This is a genomic window from Streptomyces sp. NPDC057616 (assembly GCF_042800575.1).
In the GTDB taxonomy this organism is placed as follows: Bacteria; Actinomycetota; Actinomycetes; order Streptomycetales; family Streptomycetaceae; genus Streptomyces.
Window position 1 is genome coordinate 21,341 of record NZ_JBHVGU010000005.1, and the last position, 18,410, is coordinate 39,750.

At 72.8% G+C, this 18,410-nt stretch carries 14 protein-coding genes and 1 tRNA gene; 6 read left to right on the forward strand and 9 right to left on the reverse strand.

Annotated features, from left to right (window positions below):
- Nucleotide 1 precedes the first annotated feature (1 nt).
- The 5 genes from ACFU97_RS07135 to ACFU97_RS07155 all read left to right on the forward strand — a co-directional run bounded on the left by ACFU97_RS07135 (nt 2) and on the right by ACFU97_RS07155 (nt 9,370).
- Nucleotides 2-5,050, forward strand: coding sequence for a hypothetical protein (locus tag ACFU97_RS07135; RefSeq protein ID WP_384252048.1), 5,049 nt, complete (start codon nt 2-4; stop codon nt 5,048-5,050).
- A gap of 54 nt (nt 5,051-5,104) precedes the next feature.
- Complete coding sequence (locus tag ACFU97_RS07140; RefSeq protein WP_384252050.1) at nt 5,105-5,548, forward strand: hypothetical protein; 444 nt, start codon at nt 5,105-5,107, stop codon at nt 5,546-5,548.
- Nucleotides 5,532-6,212 carry a hypothetical protein gene (locus ACFU97_RS07145; RefSeq protein WP_384252052.1) on the forward strand — a complete coding sequence of 227 codons (681 nt, stop codon included), beginning with the start codon at nt 5,532-5,534 and terminating at the stop codon, nt 6,210-6,212. The genes ACFU97_RS07140 and ACFU97_RS07145 overlap by 17 nt, the downstream gene beginning before the upstream one ends.
- A 93-nt stretch (nt 6,213-6,305) precedes the next feature.
- A complete protein-coding gene (locus ACFU97_RS07150; protein WP_384252055.1) occupies nt 6,306-8,945 on the forward strand; it encodes an Hsp70 family protein in 2,640 nt (879 codons plus the stop codon).
- Nucleotides 8,942-9,370 (forward strand): DUF6584 family protein, encoded by a 429-nt coding sequence (locus tag ACFU97_RS07155; protein ID WP_384252058.1) that lies wholly within the window; start codon nt 8,942-8,944, stop codon nt 9,368-9,370. The genes ACFU97_RS07150 and ACFU97_RS07155 overlap by 4 nt, the downstream gene beginning before the upstream one ends.
- Here the strand turns inward: ACFU97_RS07155 and ACFU97_RS07160 are convergent.
- The 3 genes from ACFU97_RS07160 to ACFU97_RS07170 form a co-directional block, all read right to left on the reverse strand.
- Complete coding sequence (locus ACFU97_RS07160) at nt 9,339-11,423, reverse strand: CHAT domain-containing protein (RefSeq protein ID WP_384252060.1); 2,085 nt, start codon at nt 11,421-11,423, stop codon at nt 9,339-9,341. The genes ACFU97_RS07155 and ACFU97_RS07160 overlap by 32 nt on opposite strands.
- A gap of 3 nt (nt 11,424-11,426) precedes the next feature.
- Complete coding sequence (locus ACFU97_RS07165) at nt 11,427-11,867, reverse strand: hypothetical protein (RefSeq protein WP_384252063.1); 441 nt, start codon at nt 11,865-11,867, stop codon at nt 11,427-11,429.
- 216 nt (nt 11,868-12,083) lie between these two features.
- Complete coding sequence (locus ACFU97_RS07170; RefSeq protein ID WP_384252066.1) at nt 12,084-12,572, reverse strand: YajQ family cyclic di-GMP-binding protein; 489 nt, start codon at nt 12,570-12,572, stop codon at nt 12,084-12,086.
- Nucleotides 12,573-12,806: 234 nt separating this feature from the next.
- Here ACFU97_RS07170 and ACFU97_RS07175 point away from each other — a divergent pair.
- Nucleotides 12,807-12,888, forward strand: a tRNA-Tyr gene (locus tag ACFU97_RS07175).
- 144 nt (nt 12,889-13,032) lie between these two features.
- Here the strand turns inward: ACFU97_RS07175 and xerC are convergent.
- The 6 genes from xerC to ACFU97_RS07205 all read right to left on the reverse strand — a co-directional run bounded on the left by xerC (nt 13,033) and on the right by ACFU97_RS07205 (nt 17,969).
- Nucleotides 13,033-14,445, reverse strand: a complete 1,413-nt coding sequence (gene xerC / locus ACFU97_RS07180; protein ID WP_384252069.1) for a tyrosine recombinase XerC — start codon at nt 14,443-14,445, stop codon at nt 13,033-13,035.
- Nucleotides 14,446-14,504: 59 nt separating this feature from the next.
- Nucleotides 14,505-14,693 carry a helix-turn-helix transcriptional regulator gene (locus tag ACFU97_RS07185; RefSeq protein WP_384252072.1) on the reverse strand — a complete coding sequence of 63 codons (189 nt, stop codon included), beginning with the start codon at nt 14,691-14,693 and terminating at the stop codon, nt 14,505-14,507.
- A gap of 156 nt (nt 14,694-14,849) precedes the next feature.
- A complete protein-coding gene (locus ACFU97_RS07190) occupies nt 14,850-16,106 on the reverse strand; it encodes a DUF3631 domain-containing protein (RefSeq protein ID WP_384252075.1) in 1,257 nt (418 codons plus the stop codon).
- A gap of 190 nt (nt 16,107-16,296) precedes the next feature.
- Complete coding sequence (locus ACFU97_RS07195) at nt 16,297-17,253, reverse strand: bifunctional DNA primase/polymerase (protein WP_384252078.1); 957 nt, start codon at nt 17,251-17,253, stop codon at nt 16,297-16,299.
- 91 nt (nt 17,254-17,344) lie between these two features.
- Nucleotides 17,345-17,794 carry a single-stranded DNA-binding protein gene (ssb, locus tag ACFU97_RS07200; protein WP_384252081.1) on the reverse strand — a complete coding sequence of 150 codons (450 nt, stop codon included), beginning with the start codon at nt 17,792-17,794 and terminating at the stop codon, nt 17,345-17,347.
- A gap of 4 nt (nt 17,795-17,798) precedes the next feature.
- Nucleotides 17,799-17,969 (reverse strand): hypothetical protein, encoded by a 171-nt coding sequence (locus ACFU97_RS07205; protein WP_384252084.1) that lies wholly within the window; start codon nt 17,967-17,969, stop codon nt 17,799-17,801.
- Nucleotides 17,970-18,410: the final 441 nt, after the last annotated feature.

Here is an 18,410-nt window from a genome sequence, read left to right on the forward strand (position 1 = left end):
GATGCAGCCGCAGCGGTCGGTCCGCAACAACCTCACCTTCCTGGGGCGGCTGCAGAACGCCTGGGCGGCCGCCCTCGCCGACGCCGACCCCGGCCGGGGACTGGCGCGGCTGCGGGAGCTGCTGCCGCGCTTCGAGGAGCGGCCGGAGCAGACGGCCGGGCTGTGGCTGTCGTTCCAGGAGTCCCTGCTGACCGGCCCCTTCCTGCCGCTGCTGGAGGAGGCCGACCTCGACCGGCTGCGGGACCTGGGCGAGCGCATGGCCGGCACCGCCCAGACCGGCCTCCAGCAGTCCTGGTTCCCGCTGGCCGGGGCACTGGCGGCCCGCGGCCGGCCCGGTGACCGGCCATGGGCCGAGGACCTGCTGACCCGGCTGTACCGCGCGGAGCGCGCCTACGAGGAGGCCCGCGTCGGCGCCGCGGCCACGCTCGCCCGCTGGGGCGCGGACGGCGACGCATCCCTCGGTGTGTACGCCGACCTGCTGGCCCGCCACGCACGGCCGCCGCAGGAGGTGGTCGACCAGGTCATGGGGCTGCTCGCGGCGGGCTTCGCCGACCCGGCACAGCGGATCGGGCGCGCGGAGGCGCTGGCCCGGCAGCTCGCGGCCACCCGCCCGCTGCCCGGCGTGGAGCGGACGCTCGGCTACGGCGAACTGCTGCTGCACGACCGGCCGGCCGAGGCCGCCGAGCGCTTCGAGACGGCGCTGCGGGCCGACCCGAACGACGCGTCCGCGCTGCACGGGCTGCTGGCCGCGCGGCTGCACTCCGGCGACTTCGCCCGGGCGGCCGGCGCGGCGACGGGCCGGGGCCACCTGCTCACCCCGCGCGCGGCCCAACTGCTCGACCTGTGCCGGATGCTGGCCTGGCTGGAGGAGGTGCCCGGCGCGGGCGGCGAGCAGGTGCCGCCGCCGCTGACGGCCGGACTGCTCGCCGCGACGGAACCCGGCCCCGACACCGGGCCCTGGCAGCCGTACGCGCTCGGGCGGGCGTATCTGCTGGAGGGCGACCATGTGCGCGCCCGGCAGCACCTGGTCCCGCTCGCCGAGCAGCTGCCCGGGCGGGCCGACATCGCCTACCACGCGGCCTGGGCGCGGCTGCTCGGCGGCGATCCGGACGCGGTCGCCGAGCGCTGTCTGGACTGGCTGGGCCGGCCCGGCGGCTGGGCCCTGGTCTGCCTGCTGCTGGACGCCGACCCGGACCTGGCGCTGACCGGTGACCGTTCCGCGGAATTCGCCGCCGAGGCGGGAGGGCTCGCCCCGCTCGCGCAGGCGCGCCTGCGCATGACCGCCGGGGGGCGGCCTCCCGTCCTGCCCGAGTGGGACGGGCTGGACACGCGGGGCGCCGGACTGCCGTATCTGCTGGAGGCGTTGCGCACGATGCTCGGCGTCGAGATCGCGCGCGGGCGCCCGGAGGCCGCCCAGCGGCTCACCTGGCTGCCACTGTTCCGACGGCTCCCGCACGCCGAACGGCTGCTGTGGCACGGGGTGCTGGCGCTGCCCGGGGACCCGGAGCGGGCCCGTGAGCTGCTCCACACCGCACGTGACCGGGGCCGCGACCGGGCCGGGGTGCTGCTGGCGTTGCTGGAGCTGAAGGCCGGCCGCACCGCGGACGTGACGGCACTCCTGCACGGCGTACGGGGGCGTAAGGCGGAGCTGCTGCGGGCGCAGGCGGAGGTGCTCGCGGGCCGGACGGACGCCGCCGAGGAACGGCTGACCGGACTGGTGCGGCGCGGCCTGCCCCGGGCCCGGCACACCGCCGGGGTGCTCGGGCTGCGGCAGGCCGCCGTGCACTGGGCGGCCGGCCGCACGGACGAGGCCGTGCGGTACGCGGAGCAGGCGGCGGCCCGGCTCACCGACGCGGCGGTCACCGGGCCGGACGCCCTGCCTTCCGTGCCCGACGAGGCCCGTGCGCTGTCCCGGGCGGCCCGGCTGCTGGCCGAGCGGGCCGCCCGGCCCGGCACCGGCCTCTCACCCTGGCGAGCCGTACGGCACCGGGCGCGCACCGGTCGGTTCCTCGGCCTCGCCCAGCTGCTGGCCGAACCCCAGCACGCCGAGCCGGTGCTGGTGGAGGCGCTGACGGACTGGACCGGCCGTGACCAGGCCGGGCCGCTCGCCGCCGCCCTGGTTCGCAGCCGCGCGCTGGCCACCGACGCCGATGTCAGGTCCGAACTGGCCGCGGCGCTGGCCCACTTGGCCGAGCGGCACCCCGTCAACGAGGTCCGCCGTGCGGCCCTCACCACGGCGCGCCTCGCCGCGCTGTCCACGGGAGCGCAGCCGGACGGCGCGGACCAGGGCGTAGTCGATCCGGTCCTCGCCCTGGAAGCGGCCCTGCCCGCCCTCGCGAACGGCGGCCACGACGCGGCCGTACGCCTGCTGCGGGCGGCCGCGGCGGAACACGCGGGAGGGCCGGCGGCAGTCAACGGCCGGGCGGGACGGGGCGTGCGGGTGGGGGAGGAGGCGGCGGGTCGTGCGGGGGCCGCGTGGCCGGGTGCGGGTGCGGGTGCCGGTGGCCTTGTGGGGGCGGGTGCGGGTGGCGGTGCGGGGGCGCAGGGGGGTGCGCCGGTCGCCGGGGGCATGCGGGTCGCCGGCGGCGCGCCGGTCGCCGGGAGTGCGCGGGTTGATGAGGCCGCGCCTGTTGCCGGGGCGACGCTCGCCCCCGGGGGCGAGCCCGTCTCCGGGGATGCGCCCGCCGTCGGGACCGCAACTGTGCCTGAGACCGCGCCTGCTTCCGGAGATGCGCTCGCCCCCGAGTCCGTGCTCGCCCCCAAGCCCGCGCCCGCTTCCGAGTCCTCGCCCGCCCACGGAGCCGCACCTACTCACGGGGCCACGCCCGCCCCAGGGTCCGCACCCGTCCCCGCGCAGCTCGCCCCACCCCGCGTCCCGGTCGGCGGCACCGGAGCGGAGGAGGAAGCGCGGGCCCGGCGGGTTGCCGGCTTTCTTGCCGGGGCGCTGGACGGCGTCCCGCCCGACGGGGAGCCGCCCGCCGACGGTGTGCCGGGGCTCGCGGCGCCGTTGCTCGTCGCCCGCGCCGCCGGACTCGTCCGGACCGACGCGCCGCGGGCCGCCGACGTCCTCACCCGGGCCCTGGCCGAGCACGACGTGGCGGGGCTCGTGGACCTGGACCGCGTCCTGCCCGCGCTGTGTGCCCGGGTGGCGCGGGGCAAGCGGCGCGGCGACGCGACCGAGGCGCTCAAGGCGGCCGTACGGCGGCAGGCGGCCGACGCGGCGGACGCCGACGGCGCCGCCCTGCTCACCCTGGTGCGCTGCGCCGCGGTCGTCGGCGACCACGACACCGCCGAGGACCTGTGGCGGCGGACGCTGCGGCTGGTGCCCGAGGCGGGCGAGGAGTACGGCGCCTACCTCTGCCACCGCGCGGTCGCCGCGTACGCGGACGGGGACCGGACCGGCGCGCTGGAACTGCTGCGTGAGGCGGCCGGGCTGCTGCCCCCCGACCACCCCGTGCACGTCGAGACGGCCGCCCTGGAGCGGGACGACCGTGTCGACGCCCTCCTCGCGGTCCTGCTGCCCGACGCCGTCGCGGGCCTCGAACGCCGGGGGCGCTACCGCCTGATCGAGGACCTCGTGGCCGGCCGCCCGGCGCTGTGGCGGGCACTCGGGGAGGACGACGAGCCGGGCGCCGTACGGGAGTTGGACCGCTGCCTGAGCAACCACGGCCAGGACGTCCCGCTCGCGCACACCTTCGCCGCGGTCTACCGGGAGGCGGCCCTCGGCACCCTCGCCCGCACCGGCACCGCCGGCCCCGAACTGGTCGCGGCGACCGCCCTGTGGGCCCTGCTGCTGGCCCACCCCGGGTTCTGGCGGGAGACCGGCACGCCCGACGCGGACAGCGCCGCCTTACGCAGGGAACTGGCCGACGAACTCCTGGAGTTGCACCGCGCCCACGGCGCGCGCTGCCTGGACCGGCAGGAGGAGAAGGCCGCCCGGATGCATCTGCGCTGCCTGGAAGCCGTACGGGACGGCCCCGTCGCCACCCGCGCGCTGCTCGCCGACGGGCCGCTCGCCTTCGTCGCGCCGGACGACGTGGACGAGGAGCTGTTCGCCGGGATCGCCGCCCGGGCCGGCGTCCTGCTGGAGGAATGGGCCACCGAACTGGTGCGTACGGCGACCCAGCGCGTCGACGACCCCGCGGCGCTGAAGCGGCTCCCGCGCGGCATCGACGGCGACTACGAGGCCGGCATCGAGATGCTGAACACCGCCGTACGGCAGGGCTTCGCGCCGACCTCCGTGCTGTGCACCGTCCTGGAGTGGCACAACAGATGGCAGACCCGCCTGTACGAGCTCGACGAGCGGGACCGGATGCGCGAGGTGGCGCGGAAGGCCGCCCGGACCGCCGATCTGCTGGCGGAGCGGTCCACCGAAGGGCGCCCGTACGCGCGCGAGAACCAGGCGCTCGGCATGCACTTCGTCGACCGCGGGCTGCTGGAGCGGTCGACGCAGGACAGCGTCCGGCTCCTGGAGCGGGCCAAGGCGTGGGACCCCGCCAACCCCAGCGTCGACAAACTCCTCGAACAGGCCCGCAGGGAGGCCCTGTTCGGCACGGCGCTCGACCACATCCGGGCCAAGCGCTACGAACGCGCCCTGGCCGAGCTCGACCGCATCCCGCGCAACGCGTCCACCCAGGACCTCCTCGACACGATGCGGGCCACCACCCTGATCAACCAGGGCTACGTCGACATGCGGCAGAACCGCTTCGGCGAGGCCGAGGCGCGCATCCATGACGCCCTCGGCATCACCGGTGCCATGAGGGCGGAGGACGGCAGGTTGCGCCGGGAAGCGGAGCAAGCCCTGAAGGACGTCGCCCGGGCGCGCAACGGGCAGGGCGTCAGCCTCGTCGAGCAGGCCATGGACCGCATCGGGAAGCTCCCCGGAGCCGGCTTCCGGCCGACCCTCCGCGACGAGACCGCCAACATCCGCACCGCGATGCACCACTTCCGCGAGGCCCTGCGCATCGACCCCGATCTGCAGGCGGCCCGGGACAACCTGGCCGCCGCCGAGGACATCATCAGGAGGCTCGGCCACTATGGCGACCAGTGAACTCCAGCCCGCCGGCCGGGACTTGTCCGCACCCGGCGGCCGAGGGGCGCGGCCATGACGGCGGCGTCGCGCAGGCCCAACCCCTTCCACGTCCTGGCACTGCCGGTCGACGCCGACCGGCAGGCCATCGTCGAGCGGGGCGAGGACGGCCTGAAGACGGCGCCGGAGGCGGAGCGCGAGCTGTACGACTGGGCGATGCGCGAGCTCATCGGCAACGAGCGCACCCGGCAGCGCCACGCGCTCACCGAACCGCCGGGCACCGACTACCGCGGGCGGCGCTGGGACAAGTTCGCCCGCCGGCACCGGCCCGCCCCGGCAGGCCCACGGGCACGGCCGCTCGCTCCGGAGGACTTCGACGTCACCGAGGCCGTCCGCAGAGTCCTGCGGGAACTGCTCCAGCCCCTCCCGCCCGGCACCCACGCCGCCCTGGAGGACCGGACACCGGCCCCCGACGACCCGGAACCCGACCTGGAGGTACCCGATGTCCTCTTCGGCTGAGCAGACTGAGGCCGACCAGACGCCTACCGACGCGCCTTCGGCAGATCCGGAGACCGCCGCACCGCCGGACCCCGCACCGCCGGACCCCACGCCGGCGGACCCCACGCCCGCGGAGCCCGTCGGGCCGCCGAGTTGGGACGTCTTCGCCGAGCGCCCTGTTCCCGACGGCCTCGGTCAGGCGGTCCACCTCTCGCACGAGCTCGCCGGGGTGCTCCAGCGTTCCCGGGACGACCTGGCCAAGGACCGCGGCAGGGCCGCGCAGGAGTCGGCCGCCGTGCTCGGCTCGCTCTACGAACTGGCCGCTCTGGCCGGGCAGTTGGAGCTGCAGCTGGCCCGCGCCGAGGCACCGCTGGTGGAGGGCGGCAACAAGCGCCTGCACGACCTGCTGCGCGTACTGAAGAACCAGATGCTCGAGGAGCTGCGGCAGCGCGGCATCGAGGTGCGCGACCCGCTGGGCCGCGGCCACGACGAGGTGGCGGAGTGGGCGGACGTCGTCCACTGGCGCAGCGGCCCCCAGTTCAGCGCCGAGGTGGTCGCGCAGACCATCGAGCCGGCGGTGTTCCACCACGGCCGCGACGACCACGACGACGCGACGGGCGACGACGACAAGGTCGTCCGGCGTGCCCGCGTGGTCATGGGCTGCCCCGAACCGGAAGCCCCGTAGGAACACACGCCGGCAACACCAGGAACACCAGGAACGCGAAGAACGCGAAGAACGCGAAGAACGCGAAGAACGCGAAGAAACGGACACGAGTGTATGACGCAGCAGATCGTCAGCAAGGCCGTCGGGATCGACCTGGGCACCACCAACAGCGCGGTCGCGGTCATGAATCCCGCCGACAGCGAGATCGTCCTGCACCGCGACCCGGTCACCAAGTCCGCCACCACGCCCAGTTGTGTCTGGCGCGCCCCGAGCGGCGGTGAACTCGTCGTCGGCCGCAAGGCGTTCGCCAGGAAGGGCAGCACCCCCGAACCGGTCACCTCGGTGAAACGCCTGATGGGCACCCGCCAGACGGCCCGGCTCGGCAGCGAGGAACTCACCCCGCCGCAGGTCTCCGCCGCGATCCTGCGCGAGATGAAGCAGCAGATCGAGGCCGACGTCGCCGCCTTCGACACACCCACCGCCCGCTGGATCGTCGACCGCGCCGTGGTGACCGTACCGGCGTACTTCGACCAGCCGCAGATCGACGCCACCCGGGAGGCCGCCGAACAGGCCGGCCTGGAGGTGCTCGGACTGCTGCACGAGCCGACCGCCGCCGCCAGCCACTACTGCTGGCGCACCGCCACCCAGAACGGCACCTTCCTCGTCTACGACCTCGGCGGCGGCACCTTCGACGTCAGCGTGCTGCGCTGCACCGCGGGCACCTTCGAGGTGCTCGGCATCAGCGGCAACAACCGGCTCGGCGGCGACGACATCGACACGGCGCTCGCCCGCCACCTCCAGGAGATGCTCAGGCGCGACGGCTACGCCCTCGACCTCGACCCCGAGCGCGACCCCGAGGACGCGCTGCGTTTCAGCCAGCTGAAGATGCTCGCCGAGGGCGCCAAGAAGGCGCTGACCGAGCGCACCGAGTTCGTGCTGCGGGACGCGGGCCGACTCATCGACCAGCAGGGCGACCCGGTCGTCGTCGAGGCCCTCCTGGAGCGCGCCGAGCTCGACGCGGTCGCCGGCCCCCTCATCGAGCGCACCTTCACCTACTGCGACGAGGCGATCGGCCGCGCCGAGGAGCGCGCCGGCATCACCCTCGCCGACGTCGACCACATCATCCTGGCCGGCGGCTCCACCCACATGCCGCTGGTGCGGGAGATGGTGACCCGCGAGCTGTGCGGTCCGGCCGCCCCCGACTCGCCGCGCCAGATCCGCGCCGCCTGCGCGGAGCCGGTGTACGAGCAGGTCGACACCGTCGTCGCGCTGGGCGCGGCGGTCCGCGCGGCGGCCGTCGGCGGACTCGCCGTCTACGACGAGCAGCGCACGGTACGGGTCTCCTTCCACGGCAGCGCCGCCACCGGCCGCGCCGAGACCTCCGTCGGCGGCACCGTCCAGCCGCTCGTGGAGGGGCTGGACCTCACCGACGGACAGGTCCGGCTGACCACCCCGGGCTTCGAGGACGAGACCGACCTCCTCGCGGACGGCACCTTCGCCTTCCAGGACGTCCCCGTGCAGCCGGACGCCGAGACCGAGCTCGCCTTCGAGGTGTACGACGCCTACGGCGACCTGCGCGCCGTCGCCGGCCGCCCGATGGCGCACAGCTCGGGCGAGCAGCGGCCCACCGGCGGCACGGGCGGCGCCGCGCTCAACGCCAAGACCGTGAAGCTGGAGGTCGCCCTGGGGGACGGCAGCACGGACCGGCTGGAGCTGGTGCCGGCGATGCAGCAGTTGCCGTACGAACGCGACTTCGACTTCATCCACCCCGGCAAGGAGCGGGTGGAACTGCGGCTGTTCCAGCAGAGCACGCCGATCCAGGTGATCACCGTGGAGGTGCCGTCGTCCACCCCGCGCGGCACCGCGATCCGGCTGAACGTGGCGATGCACGAGAACGCGGCGATCACCGTGCGCGGCACCGTCGGCGAGGTCCACTTCGACGTACCGGTGGAGCTGCCCGACGAGCGCCCGATGCCCGAGCAGGCGGAGATCGACGCGCTGTACCGGGGCTTCGAGGAGAACGCCGGCTACCTCCCGGCCGGGCCGCAGACCATCGCCCGTACCAAGTGGACGATGGTGCGCAAGGCCTTCGAGGAGGCACGCGGCAGCGGCGACGTGTCCTCGGCCGTGCACGAGTTCCAGGAGCTCCAGCAGCTCGCCGACTCCGTGACGACCCAGCACTCGCGCGGCCTCGAACCGCCCAAGCAGGACTTCGACGACCTGGTCGAGGCCTGCCAGAGCCTGCACGCGTACCTCGTCCAGAACGGCGTACCGCAGGGCAAGACCTTCGACGCGCCCGAGATGTCCCGCACCATCGAGGACCAGCGCCAGCGCGGCGAGCGGGCCTGGGCCAACAGCGACCAACGGGCGTACGGCGAGGTCATCCAGCAGCTGCACCGGATGTACCGGTACCTGGAGCAGATGATGCGGACCGAGTCGGCCCCGGAGCTCACCCCCGCGGTGCGGGCGGAGGAGCTGGTGCGGGCCGGTATGCAGGGCAGCCAGGAGCTGCTGCGGGTGGCCGCGGGCACCGGCAGGACGGCGGAGCAGCGGGAGCTGGAGGAGATCCGGTACCGGCTGGAGCAGCTGGCGCCGTCGCTGGCGACCGACCCCGAACGGGTCATGCAGGAGGCCGGGAAGCTGATGGCGCGGCTGCGTCACCTCGCCCGCCTGCTCGTCGGCGAGGGCGGCGCGAACGACATCGTCATCCCGATCGTCGTCGGCGACTCGTCCTCGGGCGGGGGGCTGCGGTGACGGTCGTCTGCCCCATCGCCCGCTGCCGTGCCGAGAACGAGCCCACGGCCGGCAGCTGCCGCCGCTGCGGCACCCCGCTCCAGGCGTACGTCCGGCTGTCGGCCTACGCGGCGCGCCTGTTCAACGAGGGCCTGGCCGCCGCCCGCGCCGGCGACCACGCCACCGCCCGCGACCGCTTCACCGCGATCGTCCACTGGTACCCCGACGACATGGAGGCCCACAACGCGCTGGCGCTGGCCTGCTACCACCTCGGCGCGCACACCGAGGCCCACCGCCACTGGCACCTCGCCCTGGCCCGAGACCCCGACGACCCGGTCGCCCGCCAGGGCGTGACGCACCTGACGGCCGCGGCCGACCCGGAGCCGTCCGAGCCGCCGGAGCCCGTCGGTGCCGTCAGCCCAGGGGATTCCGCAAGGCCTGAATGAGCAGTTCCGGCTCGACGCCCAGCTTCTGCAGCAGGCGTCGGGCCGAGGCGTCCTCCTCGGTGAGGAGCGCGATCAGCAGCGCCTCCTCACCGACGGGACCGTCCGCCTCCGCGAGGGTCTGCTCCAGCCGGGCCAGGGTGCGCCGGGAGAAGTCCCGGGGCCGGGCCCCGCCGAGCGGCGCCAGCGTGTGATACGCGTCCGTCCCCTCCTCGCCCTGCTCCGCCAGCGCCTCCTGCAGCACCTCGCTGCCGGTCATCGCGAAGGCCTGCAGCAGCAGATACGTACTGATCTTCTCGCCCTTCACCGCCGCCAGCAGCCGCGCACACCGCACCGCCGTCGCCGCCGCCGGGGAGAGCCCGTCCAGGCTGAAGACGTCGTCGCCCGACTGCGGTCCCCGCCGCTCGACCGTCGGCGACAGCAGCCGGTCCGGCCTGATCCCGAAGAGCTGGAGCAGCTCGGCACAACTGCCGCCGCCCGTCTCCAGGAACGCCGCCGAGATGTCGTCCACCCCGACCGCCGAGCGCCCGTCCCGCACGACGGCCGCCTCGGCCCCCTCCAGCACCCGCTCGACGGTGTCGGACAGCACGATGCTCCCGCCGCCGTCCGGCTTCGCGCCGCCGCCTGCCTTCGAGCCGTTCGAGCCGTTCGCGCCGCTCGTGCCCTGCGTGCCGTTCACGCCGTACGAGCCCGTGGGGAACGACCCGGTGTCACCGGCGGCCGGCGTATGGCTCTGGAGCTGGCGCAGCACCTCGGTCAGCAGCTGGAGCCGCTTCGCCCCGATCCGCACCGCGGCCCGCTCCCGCACCTTCTCCGTCTCCAGCAGCGCGGTCAGCAGATCGACCGAGGTGACGATCCCGCGCACCGAGCCGAAGCGCCGGGTCCGCCGCAGCAGCCCGGTCGCGTCCGCGGAGTACCCCGGCCGCTCGGACCCGGCCTTCCTCCGGTCGTCCCGGCGCACCGGCTCGGGCTCGGGCTCCGGCTCCGCGGACGTGGTGATCCGTACCGCCGGATCCCCGTACAGCACGAACGACGCCCACGCGCCCTCCGACTGGTCCGCCAGCAGCGCCCGCGCCCTGCGTACGGCGGTGCCCGCCTCCATGTGGTCGCGCAGCTGCCCGTAGAACGCCTCCGCGAAGCGCAGCGCCCCGGCGTCCCCCACCGCCGTCCGCGTACCGACGACCGTCTTCGCGCCCACGACCATGAAGGCCATGCAGGCGTTCATGGTCTGCGCCGCCTCCGCCTGGGCCCGCGGCGCCGAGTCGAGCATCGGGTCCGCCGAGGCGCAGCCGTTGATGAACACGACGGGCGGCGCGCCCCTGCGGGCCAGCGGCTGCAGCGCGTCCATCCCGATGAACTTGCGGTCGTGCACCATCAGCCCGGCGGCGTCCGGCACCCCGGAGACATGCCCCGAGTAGTGGAAGAGGTCGTACGGCTGCTGCTCGCGCGCCAGCTCCCCGACGACCCGCGACAGGGTGGCCTCGCGGCCGGTCAGCACCGTGCACGCCACCCCGTTCTCGCTCAGCCACGCGCTGATCCGCTCGGTCTCCTCCCGGGCCGACGCCAGATCCCCCAGGGTGTCGCCGACGACGAGCGCCCGGCGGACCTGGTCGATGCTGCGCCCGCTGACCACCGGCCGGTCGACCTTCGCGCGGCGCCCCATGTCGTGCCGCAGACCGAGGAAGTCGCCCTCGTCGTGCAGCAGTTCCCACGGGACCAGCGCCTCGTTGCTCTGCACCAGCAGCGGCCCGCTCGACTCGCGCAGCCGCCGCATCAGCTCGGGCTGGCCGGCCTGCGGGAACAGCGCGTCGTAGAGCAGGCTGCCGAGTCTCGCCAGGCTCTCGCGCAGCTCGGTGCCGGCCGGGGCGTCGGCATCGGCGTTCTTCAGCGCCTCGTCGATCTCCATGCACAGGTCCTTGACCAGGTCCTGGCTCACATCGACGGTGTGCTCCTGCTCCAGCGGCCCGAGCACGGACCCGTCACCGGACTTGAGTTCGTACGAGTACTGGGTGCGCCCGCGCCGCGGCTCCGACACCCGGACCTGGAGGACCGTCATCGCTCAGTCCTGCCGGTGTCGGTCGTAGAAGCGGGCGATCGCCTCGTTCATGGCCCGCTCGGGCGGGTCGACGAGCTCCAGCGTCTCGCCGTCCAGCGTCACGATCACCCGGGGCGTGGCGGCGTCCGCGCCCGTCGTGGCGGGCCGGTGCGCGGCCTCCTCGCGACGCCGGGCGAGCCAGGCCCGTACCGTCTCCACGATCGCCACCACGTTGCCGGCCGCGCCGACCAACAGCGTGGTGACCTCGACGAGTTCGGCCACGCGCTGGTCCGACTCCGGAGCGGTGAGGTGCGTGCGCTGGACACGGGCGGCCCCCGCGGCCGACAGTGCCCGGCGCAGTTCCTCCAGCTGTTCCGGTGCCGGGTCGGGCCCGTACAGCGCCAGCTCCAGTGTGAGCTCCCCGTCTCTCCCCGACGCCGACGTGCCGACCGACTCTGTTGCCACAGCTACCTCCCATGCCCGACGGGCAGCGGAAACAGGTTCCTCACCAGCGTGGCACCACGACCGGCGGCGGACCATCAGGTCACGCCAATTGCCGGGATCCGCCGCGGGAGTTGACGGCGAATGAGGAGAGGGCGTGACGAGAAGGACACCCCTCGTCACGCCCTCTCCTCATGCCCTCTCCTCATCGAGTGGAGAGAACCGCGGGTCGGTGGTGGATCACCGGTAGTTCACGAACTGCAGCGCGAAGTCGAAGTCCTTGCCCTTCAGCAGGGCGATCACGGTCTGCAGGTCGTCGCGGCTCTTGGAGCTGACGCGCAGCTCCTCGCCCTGCACCTGCGCCTTGACGCCCTTGGGGCCCTCGTCACGGATGATCTTCGCGACCTTCTTGGCGTTCTCCTGGGAGATGCCCTCCTCGATCGACGCGAAGATCTTGTACTCCTTGCCCGAGAGCTGGGGCTCGCCCGCGTCCAGGGCCTTCAGCGAGATCCCGCGCTTGATCAGCTTGGACTGGAAGACGTCGAGAACGGCCTTGACGCGGTCCTCGGAGTTCGCCTCCAGCAGGATCTTCTCGCCGGACCACGAGATCGAGGCACCCACGCCCTTGAAGTCGTAGCGCTGCGAGATCTCCTTGGCGGTCTGGTTGAGGGCGTTGTCGACCTCCTGCCGCTCGACCTTCGAGACGATGTCGAAACTGGAGTCGGCCATGTCCTGTGGCTCCTTGTATCGGTGCGTAAACGGGGTGCGTACGGGTGCGTATCGGCGTACGTGGGGGCCGCGCCGAGCCCGGCGTGGTCCCGGGCCGCATCCGCACAAGCCTAGCCACCCGCGGTCCGCCGGGCGCAGATCAATCGGGTGGCGAAGCACCCCTCCGCATCGGGTATTGTTTACGTCGTTGCCACGGAGCACCGCCGCAAGACGGTTCGAACGGGCAGCAACCCCGGCGGTGTGCCCGAGCGGCCAAAGGGAGCAGACTGTAAATCTGCCGGCTCAGCCTTCCCAGGTTCGAATCCTGGCGCCGCCACGCTTTAAAGGTTGATTCGAGACCCTCTCCGAACTGCGGAAACGCGGGGCGGAGGGGGTTTCTTCATGCTCGAACAGCAGTGTTCGAGTAGTGATCGAAACGCGGACTTTGTCTCACCTAGTCTCGGGTGGCACCCAAGTCAGATCAGTGTGTGTCCCCCAGGCGTCCCCCGGGGGGAAGCCCGTCTCCGTCCCATTCCCGCAGGCCAGCCTCAATCTGGCGGTTCGCGCGGTCCTGTGCCTGGGCTAGAACCTTCGCGTAGACGCGCAGCAGCACGGCCACAGAGTGCCCGGCGCGGCGGGCGACTTCCATAGGATCGACGCCGGAGAAGAGCCAGAACGAGACGCCGGCGCATCGGAGATCGTACGGCCGCCGAGCGAGAGGCGAGGCTTCCTCCTCCGGGGACAGCACGGTCTCCCGGGCTCGCTCCCAGACCTCGCCGTATCCCGTGTCCTGAATCACGCCGCCGCGGCTCGTACGGAACAAGCGGCCGTCAGGGGCCGTGCCGTGACGCTCGATGTGCCCACGGAGCATCGCGACGAAATGCGGCGGGATAGGCACCACGCGGGAGTCTCGCTCGGCCCGCGCCTTCAGGTGGCGGTCCTGATGCGCCCGTCCATCATCAGTCCAGTCCCGGCCGGCGTGGACGATGCCACCGCGCAGCGTGAGCCTGCCCCAGCCGCTTTCCGGCAGATGACACTGCGAGGAGGTCAATCCCACGGCTTCGGCAGGGCGCATAGCCGCGTAGTACAGGCACCCGAAGAAGGATTCGAGGTGGACACCGCGGTCTCCCTGACCGCGAACACCTTCGAGAAGGGACCGCACCTGGCGGGGGTTGGCCACACTCGCCGGATCCACTTCCTCTGTGGACTTCGGGGCCGACCACTTCACCGTGGACAACGGATTGACCGGCACGCTGAAGTACCGCCGTTCGACCGCGAGCCCCAGCACGTCGCTCAGACACGCACGCTTGCGGCGAGCCGTACGCCCGGCCGCAGGTGAGCCGTTGAGCAACGTCGACAATGCATCGAGCGCCCGACGGAGCGTAGCGGGGTCCTCCAGCGCGGAAACGGGGAGCGAGTTCTTCTCCAGCCAGCGCAGAGCGTTCACGACATCGTCAGGATGCTCCTCGTCCCAGCGGCTCTTGTTGTATGCCCACCCGTACAAGGCAGTGCGGAGCAACCGGGGGGAAGGTTGCCCGGCCGTGGACTTCACGAGAGCTGGCGTGATGGTGGCCAAGGCGTCGGCGTCGTTGCGACGGGACTTGGCAGGGAGCCGATCCCATCTGCGGGCCACGTACTCGCGCGTGTGCTCGTACCAAGTCACAGCCCCGTGCCGTGCGCGGAGTTCGGAGGCAGGGAGGCCAGTCTCCACGTCGAACTGCTCACCCTTGCGCAGCGCGGTCATCAGCTCCGAACGGCGGCCATCGGCCTGGGCTTTGACCGTGTAGCTCTTGGAGTGCTTCTGCATGCCAACGAGCCAGCGGACACGGTAGGGCTTCGGGCGATCGCGACGGGTCTCGATGCTGTAGATACGGACGTCGTACGTGAAGGGCATGGCTCTCCGAAGATGAAAAGGGCCCGCCCCGAGTTGGGGCGGGCCAGAGGGGGGTGTCGTCAGGCGGCGCGTTCCTCGCAGGCGTCCCACCACGCGTCGAGATCGGCTCGGCTGACGCGGACCTGGCCGTTGGGAAGCTTGCTGAGGCGGGGCGCCTGGCCGCGGGCCCGCATCCGGTAGAAGGCGGCGCGGCTCATCTTGATCTCTGTCAGGACCTCGGTGAGCGTGAGCTTTTCGGGGCATGCCATCGGTGCGACTCCTCGGTCGGGGCTTCTGGGAATCCGCAACATCCGCCACGCCGCAACATTGCTGGTCAGCGGCTTGGATCTGTGGCGGATGCCGGTTGTGTTGCGGATAGCTGCCGCCGCACTGTCCGCGCGGCGGCAGCTATCGGGCGCGGCTGGTCAGCCAGCGATGCGGAGTTGGCGTGTGTCGGTTTCCGCGGACATGTGGCGGCTCTCGGAGGGGGCTTCCGCCACAGATTCACCCGCGCTGACCTGCGGTGTTGCGGATGTTTCGGATGTTGCGGATTTCTGAGGGGGAGGGGGGCAGTAGCGGGCCCACGCGTCGCTGAGGTCTTCCGCGTAGTAGCCCTTCGGGGTGCCGCTGCCGACGCGGATGCCGCGGGGTCGGATTGGGCTGTTGTCGGGGCGTACGTATTGGCTCAGGAGCTTGGACAGGCCGCGGGCGGTCAGGGCCTTGCCGTCGTCGCTCAGGTCGGCCCAGGGGGCGTCGTCGAGTTTCAGGAGGACTTCGAGGATGGCGGCGGTGGGCATGCGGTCGGCGCCGCAGAACACGCGGTCGCGCAGGTCGGTCAGCAGGCGGACTCCGAGGGAGGCTTCGTCGCCTTCCTGCGCGGACTTGATGAGCACGATGCAGGCGGCGCGGGCCCGTTCGGGCCAGTCCCCGCCGGCCGCGTCGGCGACCGCCAGGAGCGGCTCCCACACGTCGGCCGGCCGGTCGGAGACCCCGTCGGGCATCTCGGGCCACGCTTGGGCGACCTCGTCCCGCACGGTCTGGGCCCAGTCGGCGAGCCGGTCCCGCAGGGCGTGCCCCTGCTTCTCGTGCACGCGGCGCCGGTAGGGTTCGGCTTTCTCGTTGGGGGCCTTCTTGCGCATGCGGATGATGACCGAGCGGGTCAGGATCGTGTCTGGCAGGGAGCCGAGTCCGGCCATGGCGACGGCGCAGAACGAGGAGAACCACTCGGTGTTCTGATTCGAGCCGTCGCCGACGCAGCGCAGGGACTTGGCGCCGCGCCGGTAGCCGGAGTTGAGGAAGCCGCGGACCTCTTCGTTGCCGCCGGCTTTGGGCCCGAACACGGTGTCGATCTCGTCGAAGAGCAATGTCGGTGTCCCGCCGTCGGCCTCCACGAGCCGGAACAGGGCGTTGGCGGAGGCGTTGACGGTGGTGGCCGCGCGTGGGGTGAGGGTTTCCACGATCTCCAGTGCGCGGGACTTGCCCGAGCCGGGCTCCGGGGAGAGGAAGGCGAGGCGGGCGGTGCCGTCGAAGGCGTCGATGAGGTGGGCGTGTGCGTCCCACAGGGTGACGGCGACGTAGGCGGCTTCGGTGGGGAAGATGTTGAAGCGGCGGTGGAACGCTTCGACCTCATCGAGCAGGGCCGCGCCGTCGATGGACGGCTCCGGTGGGTTGGCGCTGGTCATAGGGCGTTCCTCCCTTCGGACTCGTGCGGCGGGCAAGGGATGCGGTGAGGTGGGAGGAAGAGCTGAAGGGACGCCCTTCGGGCGGCCTCCTTTCGGCCGCCTACGCGCGTTCGCCCGAGAGCGTGCGGGGCGTTCTGCGGCCCGTTGGGGGCGAGGATGGGGCAATCCAGGCGGGGGGAGCGGGTGGTGGTCATGCGGCCTCCCGCGGTGTGGCGTTGGCGAGGATCCACTCCATGGCGCTGCGGATCGTTGTGCGGCACTCGGCGGCCGGCAGTCCCGTGGACTCCCCCGCCGCCTGGATTGCCTCTTCGACGGTGTGCCGGGGGATGTGTCCCCAGGCCACGAACCGGGCCACCTTGCACGCGCTCTTGTGCAGCGTGCTGTTGCGCCCGTTCGGCCCGCCCTCGGAGGCAGCCGCGATGACCGCGCATTCCCGCTCCAGAGCGGTGCGAGCGGCCTTGGTGCCGTCCCGCACCGGAGCCAGCGCGGGCGGTTCTGCTGGTGTTGCCGACGCGGTGAGCAGGTCGGCGAGCCAGGTCGGCAGGGGGGCGACCGGGGCCGCCTCGGCGACCTCGTAGGCGCCCTGGGGTGTGGTGCTGTTGGCGGCGACGACGTAGCCGCCCCAGGCGCGGGTGTCGATGTGTGGGGCGAGCCGCTTCACGCTGCACTTCAACCGCGTCCCTCGCGGGGCGGTGAAGTACAGGTGGCGGCCTCCGCTGGGGGTCCGCACCTGGTAGGTGTACGGATAGGGCTGTCCGGCGCGCTCGCAGAGCGCCTGGAAAGAAGTGGCGCCGTCAGGCGCTCCTTCCTGCTCTTCCTCCTTGGGCACGTCCAGATCGACCACGAGTAGACCGGCCGGGCCGGTCGCGATCCCCACGTTGTACGGCTGGTTCGCCCAGGCCGCGCGGATCAGGTCGGGGTCGGTGGTGGCGCGTTGTTCGGGGGTGCGATGCCCCGTGGCGCAACGCCCGGTGCGGGGGCAGGCCCGTTCGGGGTGCCCGGACGGGCGCTTGGTGTTCGGGGTCAGGGGGATGACCGGCCAGTGCCGCTCGGCGCTCAGCAGGGCGGCGGCGAGCAGGTGCAGGGTGTCCAGAGACACGGTCGGGGGTGCGTCGTGCTCTCGCCGGATGTCGGCGGGTTGGGTCATGCTGAAAGACCTCCACAGGTCTGTTGACGGAGTGGTGGACAAGGGCGGCCCCGGCTTCTTTGGCGAGACGAGGGGGCCGCCCTTGGCGTAGCTAGAAGGGGGGCTCAGTGTCCGCGGTGGCCGCGGTGCTGTTGGTGGACCAGGCGTCGCCGCCCGTCGTGCCGTTGTTGGTGGCGGGCCGGGCGTTGATGGTGACGGTGGTGAAGCGCACGGATGCGCCGATGTCGTCGATCTCGACGGCGAGCATGGAGCGCTTCTCGCCCTGGTCGTTGGTCCAGTCGTGCTGCCGCATGCGGCCGTTGGCGACGACGCGGGAGCCCTTCTTGAGGCTGTCGGCGACGTGTTCGGCGAGGGTGCGCCAGGCGGCGCAGCGGTAGAAGGCGGTGGTGCCGTCCTTCCACGTGTTGGCGGTGCGGTCGAAGGTGCGCGGGGTGACGGCGATGGTGAACTTCGCCAGTGCCGCGCCGCCCTCGGTGAACTTCAGCTCGGGTTCGTCGGTCAGGTTGCCGATGAGGGTCACGGGAGTTTCTCCGAACGACATGTGATCACTCGCTTTCGGGGGTGGTGGGTCGGTGCTCTGCGGTGACGTACAGGCGGCTGCGCTTGCCGTCGCGGGCGGGGTACTGGCGTGCCGGGCCGGTGTCGAACGCGGCGGCCAGGGCCTGGGTGACGCGGTCGACGTCGTCCGGTGCGCAGATGATGCGGATCTCGAACACGAGGCTCCTTTGCAGCTCAGCGCTCTGGGCTGAAGAGTCGAATGGTGATGCGGCCGGGGCTGGTAGGGCCGGTCTCAGGCTGCGCGTCCGGGGCCGTATGCGGGCTGCTCGGGCCGGGCCTGGTGTGGCCAGGGTGCGCGGGCTGGGACGGCATTTGGGTTCCGCTCTGGTGGGTGCCGAGGTACAGGCCAGCGAGCAGTGCGGCGATGGCGAGGACTCTGTGCCGGTTGGCCTTCCACCAGGTGGGGGCCGGTTCTGCCAGCACGCCTATGACGATCGGAGCTTTCGCCAAATCCGGGGTCTCCTTCGCGGGTTGTGGTGGTGGGTGCGGCCGGACGGCCTGTTCAGTGCTCGCCCGCCGCGCCGGGGCGGGTGGGCGAGGACTGGACGGAGCGTCCGGAGGCGAGCACGACAAAGGGCCCGCACCCTCAGGGGACAGGG

What these genes read in the sequence shown, in the direction of transcription:
- ACFU97_RS07135 (WP_384252048.1), top strand. Translation starts at nt 2, where the DNA reads ATGCAGCCGCAGCGGTCGGTCCGCAACAACCTCACCTTCCTGGGGCGG.
- ACFU97_RS07140 (WP_384252050.1), top strand. Translation starts at nt 5,105, where the DNA reads ATGACGGCGGCGTCGCGCAGGCCCAACCCCTTCCACGTCCTGGCACTG.
- ACFU97_RS07145 (WP_384252052.1), top strand. Translation starts at nt 5,532, where the DNA reads ATGTCCTCTTCGGCTGAGCAGACTGAGGCCGACCAGACGCCTACCGAC.
- ACFU97_RS07150 (WP_384252055.1), top strand. Translation starts at nt 6,306, where the DNA reads ATGACGCAGCAGATCGTCAGCAAGGCCGTCGGGATCGACCTGGGCACC.
- ACFU97_RS07160 (WP_384252060.1), bottom strand. Translation starts at nt 11,423, where the DNA reads ATGACGGTCCTCCAGGTCCGGGTGTCGGAGCCGCGGCGCGGGCGCACC.
- ACFU97_RS07170 (WP_384252066.1), bottom strand. Translation starts at nt 12,572, where the DNA reads ATGGCCGACTCCAGTTTCGACATCGTCTCGAAGGTCGAGCGGCAGGAG.
- xerC (WP_384252069.1), bottom strand. Translation starts at nt 14,445, where the DNA reads ATGCCCTTCACGTACGACGTCCGTATCTACAGCATCGAGACCCGTCGC.
- ACFU97_RS07185 (WP_384252072.1), bottom strand. Translation starts at nt 14,693, where the DNA reads ATGGCATGCCCCGAAAAGCTCACGCTCACCGAGGTCCTGACAGAGATC.
- ACFU97_RS07190 (WP_384252075.1), bottom strand. Translation starts at nt 16,106, where the DNA reads ATGACCAGCGCCAACCCACCGGAGCCGTCCATCGACGGCGCGGCCCTG.
- ACFU97_RS07195 (WP_384252078.1), bottom strand. Translation starts at nt 17,253, where the DNA reads ATGACCCAACCCGCCGACATCCGGCGAGAGCACGACGCACCCCCGACC.
- ssb (WP_384252081.1), bottom strand. Translation starts at nt 17,794, where the DNA reads ATGTCGTTCGGAGAAACTCCCGTGACCCTCATCGGCAACCTGACCGAC.